The organism is Pseudarthrobacter sp. C4D7 (assembly GCF_013359725.1).
In the GTDB taxonomy this organism is placed as follows: domain Bacteria; phylum Actinomycetota; class Actinomycetes; order Actinomycetales; family Micrococcaceae; genus Arthrobacter.
Window position 1 is genome coordinate 284,724 of record NZ_JABFMW010000002.1, and the last position, 24,963, is coordinate 309,686.

The window sequence follows — 24,963 nt, forward strand, 5'->3', positions numbered from 1 at the left end:
TGACTGGTACAAGCCCTGGGGGTGCCAGCCGCTGGCCCCGCAGGGTCAGTGGCTGGCGGAAACAGTCTCCAGCTGGAGGGACGCGGCCGTTGCCCGTTCCAGTTCCGCGGCGAGGTCAGGATTCTCATCCAGCTTCACCCCGTAGCCGGGCATCATGTCCTTGAGCTTGGACTGCCAGCCCTTGAAGTTCTTGGGGAACGTCTTCTGCAGCAGCTCGATCATGATGGGGACAGCGGTCGATGCCCCAGGCGAAGCGCCCAGGAGCGCGCCGATGGAGCCGTCACGGCCGGCGATCACTTCAGTGCCGAACTGGAGGATGCCGCCCTTTTGCGGGTCTTTCTTGATGATCTGTACACGCTGGCCGGCGGTGATGAGTTCCCAGTCACCGCCCTTTGCCTCCGGGTAGTACTCCTGCAGCGCCTCAACCTTCTGGTCGTGCTTCTTCACGACTTCCTTGACCAGGTAGGCGGTGAGGTCCATGTTGTCCTTGGCAACGGCCAGCATCGGGATGATGTTGGACGGGCGGATGGACAGCGGCAGGTCCAGGTAGGAGCCGTTCTTCAGGAAGTTGGTGGAGAACCCGGCGTACGGGCCGAACAGCAGGGAGCGCTTGCCGTTGACGTAGCGGGTGTCCAGGTGCGGAACGGACATCGGCGGGGCGCCCACGGAGGCCTGGCCGTAAACCTTGGCGCTGTGCTGGGCGGCGATGGTTTCGTCCGTGCAGCGGAAGAACTGGCCGGAAACCGGGAATCCGCCGTAGCCCTTGCTTTCCGGGATGCCGGAGGCCTGGAGCAGGTGCAGGGCACCGCCGCCGGCACCGACGAAGACGAACTTGGCGTGGATCTTGCCGTGTTCCCCCGACCGCGGGTGCTTCAGCGTCAGGTCCCAGCCGCCGTCGGAGGCGCGGGAGATCCCGGTGACGTCATGGCCGTAGTTGATCTCGACGCCGTTGTTCCCCAGGTAGGAGGTCAGCTCGCGGGTCAAGGCGCCGAAGTCGACGTCGGTGCCCTCGGCGGCGCGCGTGGCGGCAATGCGCTGCTGGGGGTCGCGGCCCTTGACGATCAGCGGAGCCCACTTGGCGATCTGGGCGTGGTCTTCGGAGTACTCCATGCTGCGGAACAGGGTGTGCGGCTTCAATGCCTCATACCGGGTCTTCAGGAACCGTGCGTGATCCTCGCCGATCACGAAGCTCATGTGCGGGACGGTGTTGATGAAGCCCTTGGGGGAGCCGATGAGGTTGTTGTCCACCAGGTGGGACCAGAACTGGCGGGACAGCTGGAACTGTTCGTTGATCAGCAGTGCCTTGTTGGGGCTGACGGAGCCGTCCTTGGCTGCGGGGGAGTAGTTCAGTTCGCAGAGGGCGGCGTGGCCGGTCCCGGCGTTGTTCCAGGGATCCGAGCTTTCGAGCCCCGGCTGGTCCAGCCGTTCGAACAGGGAGATGGTCCAGTCCGGCTCCAGCTGCTTGAGGAATGCCCCCAGCGTGGCGCTCATGATGCCGCCGCCTATCAGGACAACGTCGGCGTGTGGGGTCTTGGAAATGAAGGTCACGATCAGTCTCCGATTGCAGCGGCTCTGGCTGTCACAGAATATCCCCGCGCAGCCCGCATACTGAAATTGGCCGGGGCCGTCAAGGCTTTAGCTGGACCTTCGTGAAAACTTCATTTAAGACCGGTGATGCCGGGTAGCTGAGCACGCGGTCCGACAGGGCAAGAGCGGAGATGGGGAAGGCGATGGGAACCGCGGGGACCGTCGCGGCGATCTGGGTGTTGATGGTGTGATAAAGCTCATCCCGCTCCTTCCCGTCCGGGAGCCCCCGCGCGCGGCTGATCTTCGAAAACACCTGGGGATCCTGGTAGCCGAATTCGCCGTTCTTTTCCCCGAAAAGGGGGCCCACGAAATTGTCGGCGTCAGAGTAGGAGCCGTTCCAGCCGAGGATGTGGAGCGCATGGTCGCCGGCGGACTGGACCTTCTGCAGGTAGCCGTCCGACCAGTCGATGGGGACGGGCCGGATGTTGAATCCGACGGCGGTGAGTTGCCGGCTGAGCTCGGCGTAGACCTTTTCGGGGGTGGGCAGGTAAGGCCGGGTGACATTGAGGGGGTAGTAGAACTTCAGCTCTTCGCCCGCGTAGCCGCCCTCCTTCAGGTAGTCCTTGGCTTTGGCGGGGTCGTGGCCGAGTTCCGGCGCGTCGTTGTTGAAGCCGCTGATTTTGGGCGGGACAAACTGGGTGGCCTTTGCGGTGTTGTCGATGAAGAACTTCCGGATCAACGTTTCCTTGTCGATCGCGAGCTCCACCGCCTGCCGGATCTTCTGGTTCTGGAGTATCGGGATGTCCTGGTTCATGCCCACATACATCACGGAGAACGGGTCGCGCTGCACGATCTGCTTGCCGCGCTTGACCAGCTGGTCGAAGTTCCCCACGGTGACGGCGTCGTAGCCGTCGATGGTGCCGTCCAGCAGGGCCTGGAGCCGGCTCTGGGGGTGGTTGTACGCCAGGAAATTGATGGTGGCGATCTGGCCGCGGTCTCCCCAGTAGGTCTTGTTGGTGGCGAGGGTTACCGTGTCGGTACCCCAGGCGGCCAAGGCGAAGGGGCCGGTGCCCACGGGGTTCGTGGCGAAGGCGGACATCGCCTGGCCGCCCCGGTTCTGGTCCAGGACGTCTGCCTTGCCGGAGGCCAGGGCTGCGGGGGATGCGATGGCGAAGGCGGGAAGCGTCAGCGCCTGGAGGAACGCGGTGAAGCGCTGGGTGAGGTCGATCTGTACCGTATCCGCCGCCACTGCCGTGCAGCTCTTGAAAATCGACAGTCCGGGCTCATCGGAGTGTGCCTTGAATACGCCCTTGAAGGAGCTTCCCGGCGCCTGCCTGCGCAGTTCTGCGGGGAAAGCGAACCAACGGTTGAAGTTGGCGCAAACAGCGTCGGCATTAAACGGGGTGCCGTCCTGGAAGATGACGCCGGTGCGCAGCTTGAAGGTGTAGGTCCGGCCCTCATTGGTTTCGTTCCATTCCGTTGCCAGCAGCGGGGTTGGTTTGCCCGTGGTCTGGTCCACGCCCACCAGGCCCTCCAGGATCTGGCGGGTGATCCGCTGGGATTCCACGTCGTTGGAGAGCGCCGGGTCCAACCCCAGGGGCTGCGCCGCGGTGCCAAAATTAAAGGTCGCTGAGGGTTCTGCCGTGGTGGAACCCGGCGGCCCGGACGTAGGGGAGGGGGACGGCATGCCGGTGCACGACGTCACGCCCAGCGCCATGAGGACGGCACCGGCCTTGATGACCGTCCGCCGCGATGTACTGCTGGGCACCTAATAATCACCTCTGGATGCTGCCGGCACCGCCGCTTGCGGGCCGGGACCCAGTCTAAAGGACGGCGCTTGCGGGCGGTCCCAGGCGGCCCCTGACGCGCCAGGGCCGGGTCCACCGTCGTACTGGCGGACCCGGCCCTGGGGTTGGGGTAGAGCGGGGGTGGTTACTTGGGCATCAGCACGGAGTCGATCAGGTACACCGTTGCGTTCTTGGTCTTGACGCCGCCGCAGATCACGTTGGCGTCGTCAACCTTCAGGTTGTCTCCGCTGCCGGTCACGGTGACGGAGCCGCCCTGGACGGTTGCGTGCGTGCCGGCGATCTTGTCGGGGGTGATCTGGCCGGGCACTACGTGGTAGGTGAGGATCTTGCTCAGCAGCGCGTCGTCGGTCTTCAGCGTTTCGATGGTGGCGGGGTCGATCTTCTTGAAGGCGTCGTCCACCGGAGCGAAGACCGTGAACTCGCCGCCGTTGAGGGTGTCAACCAGGTCAACCTTGGGGTTCAGCTTGCCGGAAACAGCGGCAGTGAGAGTGGTCAGGATCGGGTTGTTGGAGGCAGCGACTGCTACCGGGTCAAGGGCCATGCCCTCAACCGAGCCTGCACCGGTGGGAACCTGCTGGGCGTAAGCGGCGCAGCCCGGGCCTACCAGGTTGGCAGCCGGATCCATGGTTCCGGCCGAGGGGGAGGCCATGGCGGAGCTCGAGGGGGACGCCATGCTGGAGCTGGGAGCGGATGCCATCGGTTCGGACGACGCCGACGACCCGGAGGTGGTGCCGGAACCGCCACATGCCGTGAGGCCGAGCAGAGCGGCCGCTGCAACGCCGGCGACGGTGAGAGTGGTGCGCTTCTTGGTCTGCATTTGGTTTCTCCTTGGATCGTTTTCCTGCCGCCACGGATGGTGTTGCCATGACGTGCAGCCTGCCTTTGGGGTGGGCACCTGCCCTTGGCTGGTGTCTCAATGGCTATTCGCCGGGTGGGCTGCGGTGGATGGGTGGATCTTTGGAATTTTTCTAATCGGGGCAGAAAAAGGTGGCCGGAGACCCTGCGCTTAACGCAGGAATCCCCCGGTCGGGGCCGGGGGATTCAGTGTGCGCAAGGGGGGACTTGAACCCCCACGCCCGAAGGCACAGGAACCTAAATCCTGCGTGTCTGCCAATTTCACCACTCGCGCTTGGCGTCCTGCCGCGACGATAAATGTCCGACGGCGGACGCCAGTGACCATTGTAGCGGTGCCAGCGGCGCGTGCCGGGTCAGTCGTCCAGGTTGAGGTCCCGGCGCAGTTTGGCCACGTGGCCGGTGGCCCGGACGTTGTACTGCGCCAGGGCCACGCGGCCTTCCGGGTCCACCACAATGGTGGAACGGATCAGGCCCTCGTACGCCTTGCCGTAATTCTTCTTTTCGCCCCAGGCACCGTAGGCCTCAGCCACGGCGTGGTCCGCGTCCGAGAGCAGCGGGAAGGTCAACGACTCCTTGTCCGCGAACTTTGCCAATTTCTCGACGGGGTCGGGGGATATTCCCAGGACGTCGTAGCCGGCACCCTGAAGGGAAGCGAGGCTGTCCCGGAAGTCGCAGGCTTCCTTGGTGCAGCCCGGAGTGGAGGCTGCCGGGTAGAAGTACACGATGGTGGAGCGGCCGGGCCGTGCCGCCAGGCTGACGTCCTTGCCGGTGGAATCCTGAAGGGTGAAAGCCGGTGCCTTGTCGCCGGTAACGAGTCTTTCAGCCATTGTTTTTCTCCTTGTTGCGGGCGGGACACAACAGCCTAGTAAGCAGGGGGAACGAGTGCTAATCGGCATTTGGCTATACTGGCTGCTATGCCTGATATGGATCACTGGCCCACAGGGCGCCTTCTGTCCACTGCTGCGCGACTCGTTGAGCACTCCTGGAACGAAAAACTTGGCGCCATCGGCCTCACCCATGCCGGTGTTATCGCCATTGAGGTCCTGGATGCACAAGGACCCATGACCCAGGCGCAGCTTGCCCAGTACGTCCGCGTGCAGGCCCAGACCATGGGTAAGACCCTGAGCCGCCTCGAGGCCCACGGACACATTGCCCGGGTGCGCAGCACGTCGGACCGCAGGAGCCACGTGGTGTCCTTGACGGAGCAGGGCAAGGAGGCTGTGGCCCAGGCCGTTGAGATGGAGCGGTCGGTCCTGGCTTCGGCATCCATCGATCCTGAACTGCTCCGCCAGGAACTCAAAGCCGTGGTCCGGGAACTGGCCAGCCAGTTCTCCACTACCCCCAGCAATGCCGGCGCCCTGATGGATAACGTGGCCAAGTAGGAATTGGCGCTGACAGCAGCGTAAGGAAGGCGCGGCCCCGGTTCGGACGAACCGGGGCCGCGCTTTTTTGTGACCGCGCGCGCCGCCGCGACCATCGATTGCTCCGTAGTTGTCCTTTTGGGCCCTGAAAACGGCAGGTACGGAGCAATCGATGAAGTGGGCGTAAAACAAAACAGCCCCCGGCTTGTGTTTCCACAAGCCGGAGGCTGTTTTCCCAGTGGTGCACCCCCCGGGACTTGAACCCGGAACCCATTGATTAAGAGTCAATTGCTCTGCCAATTGAGCTAGAGGTGCATCTTCTTTGCTTTCATCCCCGGGCTTTTTCTTTCCCGTTGATCTCCGCAACGACATGAAACTCTACACGAACTTTTGGTGCAAGTGAAATCGGGCCGCCGGTGGGCGTCCGGATCAGGGTGACAGCCGCAAAACCTGCGCAAAATCAGGGTTTTTGCCGTTGGTCAGCAGCCATAAAGCTCCGTTGGGGGCCCAGATGACGTCGCGGATCCGGCCGAACTCCCCTGTGAAGTAGGACACAGGTTGGCCCGGTTCTGTTCCCCGCAGCGGCACGGTCCACAACCTTTCACCGCGGAGTGCGCCGAGGTAGGCCGTGCCGTCCATGATTTCGAGCCCGCTGGGGGAGGACTCGCGCGTTGAGGGCCAGACCACCTTCGCGTCCTGGAAGCCCTCGCGGTGGGGCGCCCCCGTCACTTCGGGCCAGCCGTAGTTGCCGCCGGGCAGGATCAGGTTCAGCTCATCATCCACGTCGGGTCCGAACTCGCTGGCCCAGAGCCTGCCGGACCCATCCCAGGCGAGGCCTTGGACGTTCCGGTGGCCCAGGCTGTACACCGCGTTCCCGAACGGGTTGCCCGGCGCGGGGCTGCCGTCGGCGCTGAGTCGAAGGATCTTTCCACCAAGGGCCGCAGGGTCCTGGGGTTGCTCGCGGCGCTGGGCGTCGCCCGTGCCCACATAGAGGTAGCCGTCCGGGCCAAACCGGATCCTGCCGCCGTTGTGGGTGCCGGCTTTGGGTATCCCCGTGAAAACTGCATCGGGCCGGCCCAATTGCAGTGAGCCCCCGGCGTCCCTTTCGAGGGTCATCTTGAGCACGCGGTTGTCCTCCCGCGTGGTGGCGTACGCAAAGAGCGTGCGGTCAGCGTCAAAATGCGGCGAAAGCGCCAACCCCAGCAGGCCTCCCTCCCCGGCGGGTGCCACGCCAGGCACTTTCCCGACGGTGGAGGCCTTGCCATCCCTTGCAGCCTTCAGCAGCGCCGTGCCACGTTCGGAAATGATTGCCGTGCCGTCCGGGAGGAACACCGCTGCCCACGGAGTGTCCAGTTGCAGCTCCAGCCGCTCCTGCGCGGCCGGGGTGGGCGCGGCCGGGGTGGACGTCGCGACGCCGGCTCCAGGCGACGTGGCGGCACCGGCATGGCTTGTGCCTGGTGCGGGCTGCCCTGGCGTGCCCGTGCACGCTGCCAGCACCAGGGCCAGGGCGAAGAAAGGAAGGCCCGCCGCAATGCGGCGGGCCTTCCCCCGGCTAGAGCCGTTTGCGCCGTGGAGCGCGGAAGCCGGCGGCTTCCGCATGCGCGGCAGATTCAAACCAGACTTCCGCCCGCGTCTGCTCATACTCAGGATGTCCTTCTTCGTAATAGACCATGGCACCGGCATCGCCCTTGACGGTGTAGTCCGCCGGCCCACTGCCGTCGGCTGCGGCTGCTGCGGAGCCTGCGCCGTATGGCTCCTGGGCTGCCAGGTGTCCGGCAGGCTCGGCGGCAGGTGTGCCCTGGACGGGCGCAAAGGACTGCACTGGCGCTTCCGCGCCGTCCTGTTCCTGCCCGGAGGGCTGGTGGTGGTCCGCGGCATTCTCCACCAGCCCCGAGGACTGGGTGCGTTCCAGTGTCTCGGCGGTTCCCACGTCCATCGGCCGGCCGGCGGACGCCGTTGACGCCTGTCCGTGATCCGTGGCTGCGCCGGTGGACTCCGCACGGTGCTGGGGCGCCGGACGGGATGCCGTGGCGCCAGGCGGTGTTCCGGCGTCGTCCAGGCTCTCCACTGCCGCCGTTTCCGCCCCGGGAAGCGTGGGGGCATGGGCGGCCGTGTATTCGTCGTGGTGGGCAGGCGCGCCGCCGTCCACTCCCGGGCCGGACGCGCGGTGTTCTGCCCCGCCTGTCGCCTCAGTGGGGACTTCAGTGGGCGTTTCGGCGGCCGGGGGAGTGGACGCCGGTGCGGCGGGGACGGAATCCGCTGCGGAGTCGGCAGGTTCCTCCGCGGTGGCAGGGGCCGCCGGCTCTGCCGGCTTTCCGAATCCGGCCGCTGTGGGGATGCCCGTGGTGCCGGCAGCCGCGGCAGATGCTGCGGCGCTGCCCCCTTCGAGGGCGCCATCGGCACGGGGCCGCTCGGGAGCTGCGGCGGCCGACGCTCCACCGGCCGAACGGCCGGACTTGTTGCGGTTGACCAGCCACCACACGACGGCGGCGATGACGGCGATGGGTATGACCCAGAAAATAATGTCCATGGCAGGCCCTTCTGTAGGGGTAGTTGTCCTGTCCCCGACGCTACGTGGGGTCACTACCAGTGTCCAGACATCAGGCGGAGGAGCGGGGAGGCGGGGCCGCTGCAAGCGGCGGTGGGGGATGGGCCGCCGGGGCCGCGGGCAGCGGCGTCCCACTATCCCGGTTCTCCGCCCACCGTGTGACCCCCGGTTCGCCCTTTTCTGTAAATCCCCGGCCGGCAGTCGTTCCGGGCACGATCGCGCCCTAGACTTTCCCCTATGACTGACGACCAAAGGACAGCCGGCGGCAAACCGGACATCAAACCGCGCAGCCGCGTCGTCACCGACGGAATCCATGCCGCGCCCGCGCGCGGGATGTTCCGGGCGGTCGGCATGGGTGACGACGACTTCGCCAAGCCGCAGATCGGCGTCGCGAGTTCCTGGAACGAAATCACTCCCTGCAACCTTTCCCTGAACCGGCTCGCCCAGGGCGCCAAGGAAGGCGTGCACGCCGGCGGCGGGTTCCCTATGCAGTTCGGCACCATCTCCGTGTCCGACGGGATCTCCATGGGCCACGAGGGCATGCACTTCTCCCTGGTCTCACGCGAAGTCATCGCCGACTCCGTGGAAACCGTCATGCAGGCCGAGCGGATCGACGGCTCCGTCCTGCTGGCCGGCTGCGACAAGTCCCTCCCCGGCATGCTGATGGCGGCGGCCCGCCTGGACCTGGCCAGCGTCTTCCTCTATGCCGGCTCGATCATGCCCGGCTGGGTCAAGCTCGAGGACGGCTCCGAAAAGGAAGTCACCCTGATCGACGCCTTCGAGGCCGTGGGCGCCTGCGCCGCCGGCAAGATGAGCATGGAGGACCTGACCCGCATCGAAAAAGCCATCTGCCCGGGCGAGGGTGCCTGCGGCGGCATGTACACCGCCAACACCATGGCCTGCATCGGCGAGGCCCTCGGCATGTCCCTCCCCGGCTCCGCCGCGCCGCCCTCGGCAGACCGCCGTCGTGATGATTTTGCCCGCAAGTCCGGCGAGGCCGTGGTGAACCTGCTTCGTCTCGGCATCACCGCCCGCGACATCATGACCAGGAAGGCTTTCGAGAACGCCATCGCCGTCACCATGGCCTTCGGCGGCTCCACCAACGCGGTCCTGCACCTGCTCGCCATCGCCCGCGAGGCAGAGGTGGAGCTGACCCTGGACGACTTCAACCGCATCGGCGACAAGATCCCGCACCTGGGCGACCTGAAGCCCTTCGGCCGCTACGTCATGACCGACGTCGACCGGATCGGCGGCGTGCCGGTCATCATGAAGGCGCTGCTCGACGCAGGCCTGCTGCACGGCGACTGCCTCACGGTCACGGGCAGGACCGTGGCGGAGAACCTTGAGGCCATCAACCCGCCGGACGTCGACGGCAAGATCCTGCGCGCCCTGGACAACCCGATCCACAAGACCGGCGGCATCACCATCCTCCACGGCTCCATGGCCCCGGAAGGCGCCGTCGTTAAGAGCGCCGGCTTCGACGCCGACGTCTTCGAGGGCACCGCCCGCGTCTTCGAACGGGAGCAGGGTGCCCTTGATGCTCTCGACAACGGCGGCATCAAGGCCGGCGACGTCGTCGTCATCCGCTACGAAGGTCCCAAGGGCGGGCCCGGCATGCGCGAAATGCTCGCCATCACCGGCGCCATCAAAGGGGCGGGACTCGGCAAGGACGTCCTGCTCCTGACCGACGGCCGCTTCTCCGGCGGCACCACCGGCCTGTGCATCGGCCACGTGGCACCGGAAGCGGTCGACGGCGGCCCCATCGCCTTCGTGCAGGACGGGGACAGGATCCGGGTGGACATCGCCGCACGCTCCTTCGACCTGCTGGTGGACGACGCCGAGTTGGAAGCACGCAAGGTGGGGTGGGAGCCGCTGCCTGCCCGGTACACCAAGGGCGTGCTCGCCAAGTACGCCAAGCTGGTCCACAGCGCCAGCCAAGGCGCCTACACGGGCGTGTGATCCCTTCCCGGCGGATGCGGCGCGGCCGCCGCATCCGCCGGGGTAGGATCAAAGGGTGGACATTAAAGTCCACATGGTGAGATAGGGTTGTTGCTCGTTGACACCTATCTTGCCAAGAGGGAAAACTGAACGCATGACTTTCGTTACCGCCGGCACCGTCGTCGTCGTCCTTACCAAGCGCGTGGCACCTTAGCCCTGGTAACGAGCCGTCACGCGCAAACCCCTCACCAAGCCGCCAGGCCGAGGGGTTTTTTTATTTCCCACCGTTCCACATCAATTCCAGAACCAGAAGATCCACAAGGAAGAGTCCGATGAGCAAAGGATCGCCCATCAGCCCCTCGCTGATGGCCACCAAGTCCGCTGGAGCCCCCAAGGCCCCGGAACGCGCCGACCGGACGGCTGACCACGCCGCCGTCGTCGCTGACCTTGCTGCCGTCTCTCCTGTCCTTGGGCCGAACAACGTCGTACCCCCGACGGTGATGACCGGCTCGCAAGCAATCGTCCGCTCGCTCGAAGAACTCGGCGTCGACGACATTTTCGGTTTGCCTGGTGGCGCGATCCTGCCCACCTACGACCCCCTGATGGCCTCCACCATGAACCACGTGCTGGTCCGTCACGAACAGGGAGCCGGCCACGCCGCGCAAGGCTACGCCATGGTCACCGGGCGGGTGGGCGTCTGCATCGCCACCTCGGGTCCCGGAGCCACTAACCTCGTCACCGCCATCATGGATGCCCACATGGACTCCGTGCCGCTGGTGGCCATTACCGGCCAGGTCTCCAGTGGCGTGATCGGCACCGACGCGTTCCAGGAAGCCGACATCGTGGGCATCACCATGCCCATCACCAAGCACTCCTTCCTGGTGACCGACCCCAACGACATCCCGCATGTCATGGCAGAGGCCTTCCACCTGGCCTCCACCGGACGTCCCGGCCCCGTGCTGGTGGACGTCGCCAAGGATGCCCAGGTGGGTCAGATGACCTTCTCCTGGCCGCCGAAGATCGACCTGCCGGGCTACCGGCCGGTCACCCGTGGCCACAACAAGCAGGTGCGCGAAGCGGCCAAGCTCATTGCCGCCTCCACCAAGCCCGTCCTGTACGTGGGCGGCGGAGTGGTCAAGGCGCACGCCTCGGCCGAGCTGCTTGCCCTCGCCGAAGCCACCGGCGCCCCTGTGGTGACCACCCTGATGGCCAAGGGCGCGTTCCCCGACTCGCACCCCCAGCACGTGGGCATGCCGGGCATGCACGGCACCGTCTCGGCCGTCACGGCCCTGCAGCAGTCCGACCTGCTGATCACTCTCGGTGCCCGCTTCGATGACCGCGTCACCGGCGTGCTGAAGACCTTCGCGCCCAACGCCAAGGTCATCCACGCCGATATCGATCCTGCGGAGATTTCCAAGAACCGCACCGCCGATGTGCCCATCGTTGGGTCCGTCAAGGAAATCATCCCGGAACTGACCGAGGCTGTGCGCAGCCAGTTCGATGCTTCCGGAACCCCGGACCTCACCACCTGGTGGGCCTTCCTGAACAACCTGAAGGAGACCTACCCGCTGGGCTGGACCGAACCGGACGACGGCCTGATCGCCCCGCAGCGGGTCATTAAGCGGATTGGCGAGCTGACCGGACCTGACGGCGTATACGTTGCAGGGGTGGGCCAGCACCAGATGTGGGCCGCCCAGTTCATCAAGTACGAGCGCCCGCATGCCTGGCTGAACTCCGGCGGCGCCGGCACCATGGGCTACGCCGTTCCGGCAGCCATGGGTGCAAAGGTGGGCAACCCGGACCGCGTGGTCTGGGCCATCGACGGCGACGGTTGCTTCCAGATGACCAACCAGGAACTGGCCACCTGCGCCATCAACAACATCCCCATCAAGGTAGCTGTCATCAACAACTCCTCCCTGGGCATGGTGCGGCAGTGGCAGACCCTCTTCTACGAGGGCCGCTACTCCAACACCGACCTCAATACCGGCCATGACACCGTCCGCATCCCGGACTTCGTCAAGCTGGGGGAGGCCTACGGCTGCGCGTCCTTCCGCTGCGAACGCGAAGAGGACATTGATGCCACCATCCAGAAGGCCCTCGAAATCAACGACCGCCCCGTGGTGATCGACTTCGTGGTGAGCCCCAACTCCATGGTGTGGCCGATGGTGCCCGCCGGCGTGAGCAACGACCAGATTCAGGTTGCCCGCAACATGACCCCGGAATGGGAAGAGGAAGACTGAGCATGAGCCGCCATACACTTTCCGTCCTGGTTGAGGACAAGCCCGGCGTCCTGACCCGCGTGGCCAGCCTCTTCGCCCGCCGCGCCTTCAACATCAACTCCCTGGCCGTTGGCCCCACCGAAGTGCCGGGCGTGTCCCGCATGACCGTGGTGGTCGACGCCGACGGCGACCTCATCGAACAGGTCACCAAGCAGCTCAACAAGCTGGTGAACGTCATCAAGATCGTTGAGCTCACCCCCGAATCTTCCGTACAGCGCGACCACATCCTGGTCAAGGTACGTGCGGATGCCGCAACACGCCTGCAGGTAACCCAAGCCGCAGACCTGTTCCGCGCCTCAGTGGTCGACGTGTCCACCGACTCCGTCGTCATTGAAGCCACCGGCCACCCGGAAAAGCTCACAGCCCTGCTTTCAGTGCTGGAGCCCTTCGGCATCCGCGAAATTGTGCAGTCCGGCACCCTGGCCGTTGGACGGGGATCCCGCTCCATGAGTGACCGGGCGCTCCGCTCCGCCTAGGCATTGCGCCCAGGCGGGACCATGCGCCCGTGACCGCAGCACCGCAAGACCACTATCTACAACCACTCAAGAGGAGTTACGCAAGTGACTGAAATGTTCTACGACGACGACGCCGATCTCTCGATCATCCAGGGCCGCAAGGTGGCCATTGTTGGCTACGGCTCCCAGGGCCACGCCCACGCGCTCAACCTGCGCGATTCCGGCGTCGAGGTCGTTATCGCACTGAAGGACGGCTCCAAGTCCACCGCCAAGGCCGAGGACGCCGGCTTCACGGTCAAGAATGTTGCCGACGCCGCCGAATGGGCCGACGTCATCATGATCCTCGCGCCGGACCAGCACCAACGCGCCATCTACAACGATTCCATCAAGGACAAGCTGACCGCCGGCAAGGCCCTGGCCTTCGCCCACGGCTTCAACATCCGTTTCGGCTACATCAAGGCACCGGAAGGCGTCGACGTCATCCTGGTTGCCCCGAAGGCTCCGGGCCACACCGTGCGCCGCGAGTTCGAGGCCGGCCGCGGCATCCCGGACATCATCGCCGTCGAGCAGGACGCATCGGGCAACGCCTGGGAGCTGGCCAAGTCCTACGCCAAGGCCATCGGCGGCACCCGCGCCGGCGTCATCAAGACCACCTTCACCGAAGAAACCGAAACCGACCTGTTCGGCGAGCAGGCAGTGCTTTGCGGCGGCGTTTCCCAGCTGGTCCAGTACGGCTTCGAAACCCTGACCGAGGCCGGCTACCAGCCGCAGATCGCCTACTTCGAGGTGCTGCACGAGCTCAAGCTCATCGTGGACCTCATGTGGGAGGGCGGCATCGCCAAGCAGCGCTGGAGCGTCTCCGATACTGCAGAGTACGGCGACTACGTCTCCGGCCCGCGCGTCATCACCCCCGAGGTGAAGGAAAACATGAAGGCCGTCCTGGCCGACATCCAGTCCGGCGCGTTTGCCAAGCGCTTCATCGAGGACCAGGACAACGGCGGCGTTGAGTTCAAGGAGCTGCGCGCCAAGGCCGAGCAGCACCCCATCGAGGCTGTTGGCCGCGAGCTGCGCTCCCTGTTCTCCTGGCAGCAGCAGGACGTGGACTACGTGGAAGGCTCTGCAGCCCGCTAAGGCTGCCAGCCCAACCGCATAGACCCCAATGGTGAGGCCGGGTTCACACTTAACAATGTGAGCCCGGCCTTTCCGTCGGCCTAGACTTGTTTCCATCCCCAGGACTGCAACGCAGAGGATCAGCCGTGTCAAAACCCGTAGTACTGCTCGCCGAAGAACTTTCCCCCGCCACCGTCGAGGCCCTTGGCCCGGACTTTGAAATCCGACAGACCGACGGCGCCGACCGTTCCCAGCTGCTCTCGGCGATCAGTGACGTTGACGCCATCCTGGTCCGCTCCGCCACCCAGGTGGATGCTGAAGCCATTGCCGCGGCCAAGAACCTGAAGGTCATCGCCCGTGCCGGCGTGGGCCTGGACAACGTGGACATCAAGGCCGCCACCCAGGCCGGCGTGATGGTGGTCAACGCTCCCACGTCCAACATCGTCTCCGCCGCGGAACTCACCGTGGGCCACATCCTCAGCCTGGCCCGCCACATCCCGCAGGCAAGCGCCGCCCTCAAGGACGGCGAATGGAAGCGCTCCAAGTACACCGGCATCGAGCTCTTCGAAAAGAAGATCGGCATCATCGGCCTGGGCCGCATCGGCGCCCTGGTGGCAGCACGGCTCAAGGGCTTCGACACCAAGATCCTGGCCTACGACCCCTACATCACGTCCGCCCGTGCCGCGCAGCTCGGTGTCCAGCTGGTCACCCTTGACGAGCTCCTGGCCCAGTCCGATTTCATCACCATCCACATGCCCAAGACTCCGGAGACGGTGGGCATGCTCGGTGCGGACGCGTTCAGGAAGATGAAGTCCACGGCCTACGTGGTCAACGTGGCCCGCGGTGGCCTGGTCGACGAGGAAGCGCTCTTCACCGCCCTGCAGGACGGCCAGATTGCCGGCGCCGGCGTGGACGTCTTCGTCAAGGAACCCAGCACCGACCTGCCGTTCTTCAAGCTCGACAACGTGGTGGTCACCCCCCACCTGGGCGCCTCCACGGACGAAGCCCAGGAGAAGGCCGGCGTATCCGTTGCCAAGTCAGTGCGTCTGGCCCTCGCCGGCGAGCTGGTCCCGGACGCCGTCAACGTCGCCGGCGGCGTCATCGCCCCCGACGTCCGCCCCGGCATCCCGCTGATCGAGAAGCTGGGCCGTATCTTCACGGCGTTGACCCATGCCTCGCTGACCCAGTTCGACGTCGAAGTCGCAGGGGAAATCTCCTCGCTGGACGTCAAGGTGCTGGAACTCGCTGCGCTGAAGGGCATCTTCGCCGACGTTGTGACCGAACAGGTCTCCTACGTCAACGCCCCCGTCATCGCCGAGCAGCGCGGCATCAACGTCCGCCTCATCACCACCCCGGAGACCGAGTCGTACCGCAACGTCCTGACCCTCCGCGGCGCGCTCAGCGACGGCAGCCAGATCTCCGTGGCCGGCACCCTGACCGGCCCCAAGCAGATCGAAAAGCTCGTGGGCATCAACGGCTTCGAGGTCGAAATCCCCATCAGCGAACACCTGGTGGTGGTTGCCTACACCGACCGCCCCGGCGTCATCGGAACCATCGGCCACATTTTGGGCATGAACAACATCAACATCGCGGGCATGCAGGTGGCCCGCTCGGACGAGGGCGGCAAGGTCCTGGCCCTGCTGACCATCGACAGCTCCGTCCCCCAGCAGGTGCTGGACGCCATCAAGGCCGGCATCGGCGCGGAAATGGTCCGGGAAGTGGACCTGGAGGACTAACGCGACACACCGGCCGAAACGCCGGTAGCCGCTTCTCCGCGGGGTACGCCCGGGCGGAGCCACGTATGATTGGCCGGTCTGCTTACAATGGCTGGGTCCTGTTTCAGGGCCGCAGCCGGCAGACCGGCCAATTCCTTTTGCACATCCGTCCGTCATTGCCCATGTCTGCCAGGGGGACGGAAGTGCGCGCACGCAATCCAGGTCTCAGGGAGTTCCATGAACGCCGTCCAGAGGTTCATCAGAAGCAGGGTGCTGCTGTTGACCGCGGCCATCTTAATCGCAGCCATGTGCTTGTCGGTCCTCGTCCAAAGCCAGTCGCAGGCTGCCCTCAACCGGACGGTTGATGAAAACTCGAGGGGGCTCTACGACATCCTGGTCCAGGCCAAGGCGCCCTCCGGCGCCCTCCTGCAGCCCGAAATCGCCAACGGGGCGGGCGGCATTGGCTTCGACCAGCTGGACTCCATCAGGAACCTCTCCGGCACCTCCGTGGCCGCCCCCATCAGCCTGGTCTCGCGCGTTACCCAGAACCTGGAAACCCCGCGGCTGGATGCCATGGACTACCTCGGCTACAACGCCGGGCTGGCCGGCACCGCCACGGCGGACCAGGCGGCCGGCGCCACCGCCCCGGACAAGTGGCCCGCAGCCGAATCCGTCCTGACCGACGCTGCCAAAAAGTACCGCCTGACGGCCAGCGCCGTCAGCTCCGACGGGCACTCCGAGCAGACGCTCTTCAAGACCACGGCCGAGGGAACCCTGGGCAAGGCCCGCCTCGTGGAGGAGAAGGCGCAGGGCGGCAGCAGCATCCGCATCGCTCCGGCCGCAGGGGAGACCGGCATCAAGTTTCCCGCCCCCGCGGGCGGTTCCGAGCACAACCTGTTCAACCTCTCCGTGGCGCTGCCGCTCGCCCCTGAGGTCACTGAATCCGTGGTGGCCGTGGACCCGTCCGCCGAGCGTGCACTGCTCGGTCCGGCCGGTGACTTCCTGGCCCCGCTGGAGAAGGCGCCGCCGGCTGACGCACGTGACGCCGGGGCCGTGGGCCGCTACCTGGAGGGGCTCTTCACCAAGGGCATCAGCATGGACCAGCTGAAGGAAGGCCCGGACTTCCTGGGGGTCAAGCTCAAGTACTGGGCCCCCCTGATGACCCAGTACCAGCAGGCCAAGCGCACCGGAGACCTGACCAGCGGCTCGCAGGCAGTGCCGCTGATCGTCCGCTCCGGCACCTCGCTGGACCTCAAGTACAACGTCAAGATCGAGGAAATTGACGACGCCGGCAAGGTGGTCAAGGACGTCGGTACCGTTTCGAAGTCCCTGGGCAAGGATTACCTGCCGTTTGTTTCCAAGGACCCCTTTGTTCTGTCCTGGCCCGGTTCCACGGACCACTCATCCCTGCTGGGCAGCAATGGAAACTTCAACCCCGGCCTGTACACGCCCGCCAAGTGGAGCACCAATTTTGCCGGCGCCCCCAAGTACACCGACGCAGACACCGCCTCCAACGGCGCCGTGGACAAGACCGCCGTGCCCGGTGAGTGGGTCACCGTCAACCGTCTCCCGGACAAGGCCGCCAACGGCGCACCCGTTGACCAGACCCAGCGCGACCCCGTGGACGAGCGGTCCTACCGGGACAACCTGCCCACCGGCCAGCAGCAGGCCGCCACGCCGCTGCCCATGGTCTACGGAACGTTTGATCCGGCCGCCGTCGAGGCAGCCTCGGGCGATATCAACAAGCTCCCGCTGGGCGGCTACGACCCCACGCCGTTCACCCTGACCAAGGACGCGTCAGGCAAGGATGTTCCCGCCGCGGAACTGAAGCCGTCGCTCAGCGCAAGCGGACTGGCCAGCCAATCGGCCGGTGCCATCACGGACTACTACGGCCTTGCTGCCGCACGCGGCTACAAACAGAACGCCTCAGTCATCGACGCCGTCCGCGTCCGCGCCAAGGCCCCGGGCAGCTGGAAGGACGCCCAGCCGGAGGTGGAGAAGCTGGCCGCCGAGATCCGGGACATGGGCCTGGACGCCACCGTGGTTGCCGGTTCGGCCCGCGAGGACACCAGCATTTTTGTGCCGGGCTACTCCAAGGACGGGGCAGGCAAGGAATCGGCGCTGGGCACCGTCCAGCAGTCGTGGGTCCGGCAGAACGCCGCCGAGGCCGTGGCCGGAGCGCTTTCCGGCACCAACATCACCCTGCTTTTCCTGACGCTGTGCGGGGCAGCCCTCCTGACGGGTGCGTCGACCGTGAGCTACATCCGCAAACGCCGGAGCGAGGCAGGAACCCTGCGGGCCATGGGCTGGACCCAGGGGCGGATCCGCAGCTGGGTCCTGGAGGAATTCGGCGTCGGAGCCGTATTGCTGGCCGCCGCAGGCATCGTGCTCAGCCTGCTGAGCTGGAGCCTCGCCACAGCCCTGGTGTGCGCCGCCGTCCTGGTGCTCTACTGCGGGGCGGCACTGTTCGCCGCCCGGCAGCTGCGGCACCGCGACGTCATTGACCAGGAGCCGCAGCACGACGAACGCCTGATCCCGGTCGATTCGCCGCTGACCTTCGCCAACCGGCAGCTGAGCACCAACAAGTTCAACACCTTGTCGCTGGCCGTCGCCGTCGGCGTCTTCGGTGCCGCCGTGGGCGGGCTGATCGCCTTGCTGATCGACATTCCGCGCGCTGCCGGCGCAAGCGCCCTGAGCGGCCTGGCCGCGGCGAGCGTGACGCTGCCCAGCATCCTGCTGGCGATTGCCGGCGTAGCGGTGGGGCTGGTGCTGACCCTGGTGACGGGACGGTTCGAGCTCAACGCCAAGCGGCAGTACCTTGGCATCCTCCAGGCCATGGGCTGGAACCCGGACATGCTCCGGCAGGTCCGTTTGTTCGAAAATGCACTGGTGGGAACCGTGGCCCTGCCCCTCGGCGTGCTGGGCGCCTTGGGCATCGGCCTGCTGCTGGCCCCCTATGCAGCCATGTGGGCTGCCGTGGCCGGGCTCGTGGCTGTAATTTGCTGGATACCGATTGCAACGAAAGTGGTCCAATGACAAACCCGACGAACGTCCAGCGCAGCCGCCGGAGCGGCTCCAACGAGGTACCGCTGCAGACCCGGGCCAACACCATCGTCAAGTCGGCTGACCACGCCACCCCGCTGGAAATGCGCGACATCACCATCCGCTACGGCGGCGGAAAGGGCGGCTCCGAGGCCGTGAGCGTGGTGGAAGGTTTCGACCTGACCCTGCACGCCGGGGAGATGCACTGCGTGGCCGGCCGAAGCGGTTCGGGCAAGACCAGCATCCTGACCGTCGGCGCGGGCCTGACCCTGCCGACGTCGGGCCGGGTGTTCTGGGAAGGTGATTCGCTGGAAAGCATGGGCGACGACGAAATCGCCGACCGCCGTCGTGCGCTGATCGGCTACGTCGACCAGGGCGGTGCCCTGATCGACGGCATGAGCGCCCTCGAAAACGTCCTCCTGCCCGCCGTCCCCGACGGCGAAGTGGAGCAGCGGCGCGACATGGCCAAGGACCTGCTGGACCTGGTGGGCCTGGGCCGCCGCATGCGGCACCGCCCCGCCCAGCTCTCCGGCGGTGAACGCCAGCGCGTGGCCATCGCCCGCGCACTGATCCTCGGCACCAGGGTCCTGGTGGTGGATGAGCCCACTGCCTCCCTGGACCGGGCCTCCGCAAACCGCATTATCAGCATCCTGAAGGACACCACCTCCGACGGCATCGCCGTCCTGGTTGCCTCGCACGACCACGAACTGGTCCGCCTGAGCGATACCCTGACAGAACTGATCTAGTCCGCCCACCCCGCACCGAAGGTAAACGCCAGACCGTGACTGCTCCAGAAAAAACGCCGTTCTACATCACCACGGCCATCACCTACCCCAACGGCGTGCCGCACATCGGGCATGCCTACGAGTACATCGCCACGGACGCCATGGCGCGTTTCAAGCGGCTGGACGGCTACGACGTGATGTTCCTGACCGGAACCGACGAGCACGGCATGAAGATCGCCCAGACCGCGGAGAAGGAAGGCATCACGCCCAAGGAGCTCGTGGACCGGAACGCCGAGGTCTACCAGGCCGCCCACGCAGCACTGGGGATCAGCTACGACCGGTTCATCCGCACCACGGATGCCGACCACTACGCCGCCTCGCAGGCCATCTGGAAGAAGATGGAAGCCAACGGCGACATCTACCTCGACAAGTACGAGGGCTGGTACTCCGTCCGGGACGAGGCCTTCTACGCCGAGGACGAGACGGTGGTGAAGGACGACGGCGTGCGCTGCTCGAAAGAGACGGACACCGAGGTCACGTGGACGGCGGAGGAGAGCTACTTCTTCCGGCTCTCCGCCTACCAGGACAAGCTGCTGGCACTCTACGAATCCCGCCCGGAGTTCGGCGCACCCCAGTACCGTTTCAACGAGGTCATCAGCTTCGTCAAGCGTGGCCTGGAGGACCTGTCCATCAGCCGGACCACCTTCGACTGGGGCGTCCCCGTCCCGGGCAACGACAAGCACGTCATGTATGTCTGGGTGGACGCGCTGACCAACTACCTGACCGGCGTGGGGTACCCGGACGAGAACTCGGAGAAGTTCCGGAAATTCTGGCCCGCCGATGTCCACATCATCGGCAAGGACATCTCCCGGTTCCACGCCATCTACTGGCCCGCCTTCCTGATGAGCGCCGGGCTGGAACTGCCCAAGCGCGTCATGATCCACGGCTTCCTGCACAACAACGGGGTCAAGATGTCCAAGTCCCTGGGCAACGTGGTGGCACCGGCGGACTTCGTGGCCCGCTACGGCCTGGACCAGGTGCGGTTCTTCTTCCTGCGTGAAGTTCCCTTCGGTGCGGACGGCAGCTACAACCACGAGGCCATCGTGGGGCGGATGAACGCGGACCTGGCGAACAACTTCGGCAACCTGGCCCAGCGCTCCCTGTCCATGGTGGCCAAGAACTGCGGTGCCGCCGTACCGTCGCCTGGAGCCTTCACGGCAGAGGACGACGCCATCCTCGCCCAGGCCAAGGGACTCCTGGACGCCGCACGCGCCGCCTTCGACAAGCAGGAGTTCAGCCGCGCCCTGGAGGCCATCTGGAGCGTGCTGCACCACACCAACGCCTACTTCGCCGACCAGGCGCCCTGGGTCCTGCGGAAGACCGACGTCGAACGCATGAACACCGTGCTGTACGTGACGCTGGAAGTGCTGCGGATTGTGGCCATCCTGGCGCAGCCGGTGATGCCGGACGCCACGGCCAAACTGCTGGACGCGCTGGGCCAGGCTGAGGGGGAGAGCAGGCAGTTCACGGCGATCGCCACACCGATCGTGCCCGGCACCGCACTGCCCGCTCCCACCCCGGTGTTCCCCAAGTTCGAGGAACCCGCCGAAGCCTGAGTCCTGACGACGCCGGATGCGCTCATGTGTCCAAAATTTGAGATGGTTTGCCCAGCATATGGATGACTTGGCTAACCTGAGGACATGAGCGCATCCACCATCGATCTTGCAGTTATTCCCGGCGACGGCATCGGCCCCGAGGTCATCGCCGAGGCCCTCAAAGTCCTGGAGAAGGCTGTGGCGGCGGAGGGCGTGGAGCTCAAGCCGACGCACTACGAACTCGGTGCCGCGCACTGGCTCGCTACGGGCGAGACCCTGCCGGACGAGGTCCTGGCAGACCTGAAGACGCGTGACGCCATCCTGTTCGGCGCCGTGGGTGCCGCCCCCGGTGATACCCGCATCCCGTCCGGTATCATCGAGCGCGAACTGCTGCTCAAGCTGCGCTTCAGCCTTGACCACTACGTCAACCTGCGGCCCTCACGGCTCTACGGCACCGTCGGCAGCCCCCTGGCCAATCCCGGCACCATCGACTTCATCGTGGTCCGCGAAGGCACCGAGGGCCCGTACGTGGGCAACGGCGGCACGCTGCGGGCCGGAACCCCGCACGAGGTAGCCACCGAAGTTTCCCTGAACACCGCCCACGGCGTGGAGCGCGTGGTCCGTGACGCGTTCCGCCGCGCCAGCCTGCGGGAACGCAAGCACCTGACCTTGGTCCACAAGCACAATGTGCTGGTCTTCGCAGGGCACCTGTGGAAGCGCACCGTCGAAGCTGTGGCCCCCGAATTCCCCGAGGTCACGCACGACTACCTGCACGTGGACGCGGCGACCATCTTCATGGTGACGGACCCGTCCCGCTTCGATGTGATCGTCACGGACAACCTGTTCGGCGACATCCTCACTGACCTTGCAGCAGCCATCACCGGCGGGATCGGACTGGCTGCCTCCGGCAACATCAACATGGACCGCACCGCGCCGTCCATGTTCGAACCTGTCCACGGATCCGCGCCGGACATTGCCGGCCAAGGCAAAGCGGACCCCACCGCGGCCATCCTCTCCGCAGCGCTCCTGCTGGACCACCTGGGCTACGCCGACGCTGCCCGCAGGATTGAAGCGGCCGTCGTTGCCGACGTCGAGAAGCGCGACGGCACCGCACGCAGCACCAGCGCCGTGGGCGACGCCATCGCCGCCGGCCTGTAGCCCGCGCCGGGGCCGCCGGCATCGGGCGTAAGCTTTATTCGAATCACCAAATGCCGCCTTCCCGTTCAGCGCTGAACCCCGGGCGGCCGATCGTGGAGGAACCATGACTCAGACCGCCCATGGCGTCGAATTCACCCGGCAGCCCTCGGAGAACCCGAAGTCTGCCGAGGAGCGTGCAGCCATCCTGGCCAACCCGGGATTCGGCAACTACTTCACCGACCACACCGCCATCGTCGACTACAGCGTGGACGCGGACGGCAACGGCGGCTGGCACGACGCCCGGATCGAACCGTACGGTCCGATCGTGCTCGATCCGTCCGCTGCCGTCTTCCACTACGGCCAGGAAATCTTCGAAGGGCTCAAGGCCTACCGGCACGCCGACGGCTCCGTGTGGACCTTCCGTCCCGAGGCCAACGCGGCCCGCCTGAACAAGTCCGCCCGCCGGCTTGCCCTGCCTGAACTGCCTGCCGAATACTTCCTTGGCGCCATCCGTGAGCTCGTGGCCGTGGATAAGGAGTGGGTCCCCGCCGGCGACGGTGAAGCCCTGTACCTGCGGCCCTTCATGATCGCCACCGAGGCCTTCCTGGGTGTCCGGGCTGCCCGTGAAGTGTCCTTCCGGGTGATCGCCTCACCGGCGGGGAACTACTTCGGCGGCGAGCTCAAGCCCGTGTCCATCTGGATCTCGCGCCAGTATGCCCGTGCAGGCCGCGGCGGCACCGGCGATGCCAAATGCGGCGGCAACTACGCAGCCTCGCTCATCGCCCAGCAGGAGGCAGAGGCCAACGGCTGCAAGCAGGTGCTGTTCCTGGACCAGGCCAATGACAATGCCGTGGAAGAGCTGGGCGGCATGAATGTGTTCTTCGTCATGAAGGACGGCTCGCTGGCCACCCCCGCCCTCACCGGCACCATCCTGGAAGGCGTCACCCGGATGTCAGTGATCCAGGTGGCCAAGGACATGGGCCGCGAGGTTTCCGAGCGGAAGATCACCCTGGACGAGTGGCGGGACGGCGTGGCCTCCGGCGACATCGCGGAGGTCTTCGCCTGCGGCACGGCCGCCGTGATCACCCCCATCGGGGTCCTGAAGGACGCCACCGAGTTCATCGGGTCCGAGGATGCCAAGGCCGGCGAAGTCACCATGGCCATCCGCGGGAAGCTCCTGGGCATCCAGACCGGTGCCGAGCCGGACACGCACGGCTGGCTGACCCGTCTGGCGTAGCGCGGCACCTTCGCTAAGCACGACGGCGCCTGCCGGACTTTGGTCCGGCAGGCGCCGTTCTGCGTTGCGGCCGACGGCGGTGGTCAGCGCCGCGCTGCCTTGCGGGCAGCGTTCTTCATGGCCTTGCGCGAGACCGGCTTGAGTGCCTTGCGGGCCGCTTCTTCGGCGAGGGCCCGGTTCCGGCGGGCATCGATGATGTCATTCCAGAGCGTGGTGGCAAAGACGCCGCCGTCCTGGGCGTAGACGTCGTAGGGGTAGCCGGCGTACACGGACGGTGTGCTGCCGCCGGTGAACGGTTCCTTCCCGTTGGCCTTGGCCACGGCGTCGCCAACGGCCCATGCCCGCGTCAGGTGGCGGGTCAGGTTCTCCTGGACGAACACTGTCGCATCGCTGGACCTGGAGGCCTCTTCAAGGAGTCTTTCAAGGTCCGCCGCGAGCAGTGCCGCACCGGCCTGGTCCGCGGGAGCGGAGGCACCGGCCAGGTCCGCGCCGATGTTGCTGACGGCGTCGGTCCAGTCCTGGGTTTCGCGGAACTTCTTCCAGGTGGGGAACCAGATGATGCTGCCGGTGGCGTGATTGTGGATGTGCAGCAGTCCCGTCGCCTTTTCGGTGGCCGAATGGTCGTGGCCGTCGGCGTCCGCCTGGGCGAGAAGGTCTGCGAGTGATGCTGTGCTCATGGGTGGTGTCCGGCTTCCTGCTGAAGATCGTGGTGCTGTCACTGGTGGCAACCTGTGGCCCGTGCCGTTCTATTCCGCCGCCGCGGATGGGTGGTCCCCGGGGAATGGCCGCCGGTGGATGCAAGGATGGAGGTGTGACTTTCAACTCCGGCCCGGTCCTGCAGCGCAGCAGCATGCTGACGCAGTTCATCCTTGCCCCCAATCCCGGCCCGATGAGCCTGGACGGCACCAATTCGTATGTCCTGCGCGGGCCGGGGCAGTCCGCCGTGGTAGTGGTGGATCCTGGTCCCCAGGACGAGACGCATCTGGCCGCCCTGGCCGGCGTTGGCCCTGTGGACCTGATCCTGGTGACCCACCGCCACGCCGACCATACCGCCGGGTCCGCGCGCCTGCACCAGCTCACGGGCGCACCGGTGCGCGCCGTGGACTTCGCCCACTGCCACGGCGGGGGAGAAGTCCTGGTCCACGGGGAAGTCATCCACGCGGCGGGCCTGGAGATCGCAGTGCTGGCCACGCCGGGCCACACCTCCGACTCGGCCTGCTTCCATCTCCCCGCGGATGGACCGGACGGGGCGGTACTGACGGGGGACACTATCCTGGGCCGGGGAACCACGGTATTGGACTTTCCGGACGGCACGCTGGGGGATTACCTGGCGTCCCTTGACCTGCTGGAGGCCCTGGGCCCTGCATGGGTCCTCCCGGCGCACGGCCCGGTGCTGGCATCCCTGGAATCTGCGGCCCGCGGCTACCGTTCGCACCGGGAGGAACGGCTGGGTCAGATCCGCACCGCCCTGGACCGGCTGGGCCGGGACGCCACTGTGGGTGAGGTGGCGGATGCGGTCTATGCCGGCGTCGGGCCTTCCGTCCGGCGCGCTGCCGAACTGTCCGTGGCGGCGCAGCTTACGTACCTGCGCGGCGGCGGTGAAGGGCGGGCAGTGCCGCCGGGACGGTAGG

At 66.2% G+C, this 24,963-nt stretch carries 19 protein-coding genes and 2 tRNA genes; 12 read left to right on the forward strand and 9 right to left on the reverse strand.

All coding sequences use genetic code 11. The features are described 5' to 3' along the window. Positions 1–45: 45 nt before the first annotated feature. The 5 genes from HNO81_RS03145 to bcp form a co-directional block, all read right to left on the reverse strand. On the reverse strand, positions 46–1,548 hold the full coding sequence (locus HNO81_RS03145) for a malate:quinone oxidoreductase (RefSeq protein ID WP_175316668.1): 1,503 nt from the start codon (positions 1,546–1,548) through the stop codon (positions 46–48). 79 nt (positions 1,549–1,627) lie between these two features. Then, positions 1,628–3,244, reverse strand: coding sequence for an ABC transporter substrate-binding protein (locus tag HNO81_RS03150; RefSeq protein WP_175316756.1), 1,617 nt, complete (start codon positions 3,242–3,244; stop codon positions 1,628–1,630). Between the two features lie 215 nt (positions 3,245–3,459). Next, on the reverse strand, positions 3,460–4,152 hold the full coding sequence (locus HNO81_RS03155) for a fasciclin domain-containing protein (RefSeq protein WP_175316669.1): 693 nt from the start codon (positions 4,150–4,152) through the stop codon (positions 3,460–3,462). 230 nt (positions 4,153–4,382) lie between these two features. Further along, positions 4,383–4,464, reverse strand: a tRNA-Leu gene (locus HNO81_RS03160). A gap of 79 nt (positions 4,465–4,543) precedes the next feature. Continuing rightward, the gene (bcp, locus tag HNO81_RS03165) at positions 4,544–5,017 is read right to left on the reverse strand and encodes a thioredoxin-dependent thiol peroxidase (protein ID WP_175316670.1); all 474 of its coding nucleotides are present in this window, start codon (positions 5,015–5,017) and stop codon (positions 4,544–4,546) included. 96 nt (positions 5,018–5,113) lie between these two features. Between bcp and HNO81_RS03170 the strand changes: the two genes are divergently transcribed. Continuing rightward, positions 5,114–5,572, forward strand: coding sequence for a MarR family winged helix-turn-helix transcriptional regulator (locus tag HNO81_RS03170; RefSeq protein WP_175316757.1), 459 nt, complete (start codon positions 5,114–5,116; stop codon positions 5,570–5,572). A 218-nt stretch (positions 5,573–5,790) separates the two neighbouring features. Here HNO81_RS03170 and HNO81_RS03175 read toward each other — a convergent pair. The 3 genes from HNO81_RS03175 to HNO81_RS03185 form a co-directional block, all read right to left on the reverse strand. After that, positions 5,791–5,866 (reverse strand) — tRNA-Lys (locus HNO81_RS03175). A 114-nt stretch (positions 5,867–5,980) separates the two neighbouring features. Next, positions 5,981–7,150 carry a sorbosone dehydrogenase family protein gene (locus HNO81_RS03180; RefSeq protein WP_175316671.1) on the reverse strand — a complete coding sequence of 390 codons (1,170 nt, stop codon included), beginning with the start codon at positions 7,148–7,150 and terminating at the stop codon, positions 5,981–5,983. Then, positions 7,104–8,081 (reverse strand): hypothetical protein, encoded by a 978-nt coding sequence (locus HNO81_RS03185; RefSeq protein WP_175316672.1) that lies wholly within the window; start codon positions 8,079–8,081, stop codon positions 7,104–7,106. Before HNO81_RS03185 ends, HNO81_RS03180 begins: the two co-directional genes overlap by 47 nt. A gap of 255 nt (positions 8,082–8,336) precedes the next feature. On the opposite strand from HNO81_RS03185, the gene ilvD reads away from it, so the two are divergent. From ilvD to HNO81_RS03235, 10 genes are all read left to right on the forward strand, one after another. Continuing rightward, positions 8,337–10,058 carry a dihydroxy-acid dehydratase gene (ilvD, locus tag HNO81_RS03190; RefSeq protein WP_175316673.1) on the forward strand — a complete coding sequence of 574 codons (1,722 nt, stop codon included), beginning with the start codon at positions 8,337–8,339 and terminating at the stop codon, positions 10,056–10,058. Positions 10,059–10,369: 311 nt separating this feature from the next. Continuing rightward, a complete protein-coding gene (locus HNO81_RS03195) occupies positions 10,370–12,277 on the forward strand; it encodes an acetolactate synthase large subunit (protein ID WP_175316674.1) in 1,908 nt (635 codons plus the stop codon). A gap of 2 nt (positions 12,278–12,279) precedes the next feature. Next, positions 12,280–12,792 (forward strand): acetolactate synthase small subunit, encoded by a 513-nt coding sequence (gene ilvN, locus HNO81_RS03200; RefSeq protein ID WP_043453275.1) that lies wholly within the window; start codon positions 12,280–12,282, stop codon positions 12,790–12,792. Between the two features lie 84 nt (positions 12,793–12,876). Continuing rightward, positions 12,877–13,902, forward strand: coding sequence for a ketol-acid reductoisomerase (gene ilvC / locus HNO81_RS03205; protein ID WP_175316675.1), 1,026 nt, complete (start codon positions 12,877–12,879; stop codon positions 13,900–13,902). Between the two features lie 125 nt (positions 13,903–14,027). Then, on the forward strand, positions 14,028–15,617 hold the full coding sequence (gene serA / locus HNO81_RS03210; RefSeq protein ID WP_175316676.1) for a phosphoglycerate dehydrogenase: 1,590 nt from the start codon (positions 14,028–14,030) through the stop codon (positions 15,615–15,617). A 216-nt stretch (positions 15,618–15,833) separates the two neighbouring features. After that, a complete protein-coding gene (locus HNO81_RS03215) occupies positions 15,834–18,632 on the forward strand; it encodes an ABC transporter permease (RefSeq protein ID WP_175316677.1) in 2,799 nt (932 codons plus the stop codon). Next, positions 18,629–19,384 (forward strand): ABC transporter ATP-binding protein, encoded by a 756-nt coding sequence (locus HNO81_RS03220; RefSeq protein ID WP_175316678.1) that lies wholly within the window; start codon positions 18,629–18,631, stop codon positions 19,382–19,384. Before HNO81_RS03215 ends, HNO81_RS03220 begins: the two co-directional genes overlap by 4 nt. 35 nt (positions 19,385–19,419) lie before the next feature. After that, positions 19,420–20,979, forward strand: coding sequence for a methionine--tRNA ligase (gene metG / locus HNO81_RS03225; RefSeq protein WP_175316679.1), 1,560 nt, complete (start codon positions 19,420–19,422; stop codon positions 20,977–20,979). Between the two features lie 84 nt (positions 20,980–21,063). After that, positions 21,064–22,116 carry a 3-isopropylmalate dehydrogenase gene (locus HNO81_RS03230; RefSeq protein ID WP_175316680.1) on the forward strand — a complete coding sequence of 351 codons (1,053 nt, stop codon included), beginning with the start codon at positions 21,064–21,066 and terminating at the stop codon, positions 22,114–22,116. 103 nt (positions 22,117–22,219) lie between these two features. After that, positions 22,220–23,332: a branched-chain amino acid aminotransferase gene (locus HNO81_RS03235; protein WP_175316681.1), complete on the forward strand. Its 1,113-nt coding sequence runs from the start codon at positions 22,220–22,222 to the stop codon at positions 23,330–23,332. Between the two features lie 83 nt (positions 23,333–23,415). Here HNO81_RS03235 and HNO81_RS03240 read toward each other — a convergent pair whose 3' ends face one another. After that, complete coding sequence (locus tag HNO81_RS03240) at positions 23,416–24,009, reverse strand: hypothetical protein (RefSeq protein ID WP_175316682.1); 594 nt, start codon at positions 24,007–24,009, stop codon at positions 23,416–23,418. 104 nt (positions 24,010–24,113) lie between these two features. Between HNO81_RS03240 and HNO81_RS03245 the strand changes: the two genes are divergently transcribed. Beyond that, a complete protein-coding gene (locus HNO81_RS03245; protein ID WP_175316758.1) occupies positions 24,114–24,962 on the forward strand; it encodes an MBL fold metallo-hydrolase in 849 nt (282 codons plus the stop codon). Position 24,963: the final 1 nt, after the last annotated feature.

What these genes read in the sequence shown, in the direction of transcription:
- HNO81_RS03150 (WP_175316756.1), bottom strand. Translation starts at nt 3,244, where the DNA reads ATGGCGCTGGGCGTGACGTCGTGCACCGGCATGCCGTCCCCCTCCCCT.
- HNO81_RS03155 (WP_175316669.1), bottom strand. Translation starts at nt 4,152, where the DNA reads ATGCAGACCAAGAAGCGCACCACTCTCACCGTCGCCGGCGTTGCAGCG.
- bcp (WP_175316670.1), bottom strand. Translation starts at nt 5,017, where the DNA reads ATGGCTGAAAGACTCGTTACCGGCGACAAGGCACCGGCTTTCACCCTT.
- HNO81_RS03170 (WP_175316757.1), top strand. Translation starts at nt 5,114, where the DNA reads ATGGATCACTGGCCCACAGGGCGCCTTCTGTCCACTGCTGCGCGACTC.
- HNO81_RS03180 (WP_175316671.1), bottom strand. Translation starts at nt 7,150, where the DNA reads ATGCGGAAGCCGCCGGCTTCCGCGCTCCACGGCGCAAACGGCTCTAGC.
- HNO81_RS03185 (WP_175316672.1), bottom strand. Translation starts at nt 8,081, where the DNA reads ATGGACATTATTTTCTGGGTCATACCCATCGCCGTCATCGCCGCCGTC.
- ilvD (WP_175316673.1), top strand. Translation starts at nt 8,337, where the DNA reads ATGACTGACGACCAAAGGACAGCCGGCGGCAAACCGGACATCAAACCG.
- HNO81_RS03195 (WP_175316674.1), top strand. Translation starts at nt 10,370, where the DNA reads ATGAGCAAAGGATCGCCCATCAGCCCCTCGCTGATGGCCACCAAGTCC.
- ilvN (WP_043453275.1), top strand. Translation starts at nt 12,280, where the DNA reads ATGAGCCGCCATACACTTTCCGTCCTGGTTGAGGACAAGCCCGGCGTC.
- HNO81_RS03215 (WP_175316677.1), top strand. Translation starts at nt 15,834, where the DNA reads ATGAACGCCGTCCAGAGGTTCATCAGAAGCAGGGTGCTGCTGTTGACC.
- HNO81_RS03220 (WP_175316678.1), top strand. Translation starts at nt 18,629, where the DNA reads ATGACAAACCCGACGAACGTCCAGCGCAGCCGCCGGAGCGGCTCCAAC.
- HNO81_RS03230 (WP_175316680.1), top strand. Translation starts at nt 21,064, where the DNA reads ATGAGCGCATCCACCATCGATCTTGCAGTTATTCCCGGCGACGGCATC.
- HNO81_RS03235 (WP_175316681.1), top strand. Translation starts at nt 22,220, where the DNA reads ATGACTCAGACCGCCCATGGCGTCGAATTCACCCGGCAGCCCTCGGAG.
- HNO81_RS03240 (WP_175316682.1), bottom strand. Translation starts at nt 24,009, where the DNA reads ATGAGCACAGCATCACTCGCAGACCTTCTCGCCCAGGCGGACGCCGAC.
- HNO81_RS03245 (WP_175316758.1), top strand. Translation starts at nt 24,114, where the DNA reads ATGGCCGCCGGTGGATGCAAGGATGGAGGTGTGACTTTCAACTCCGGC.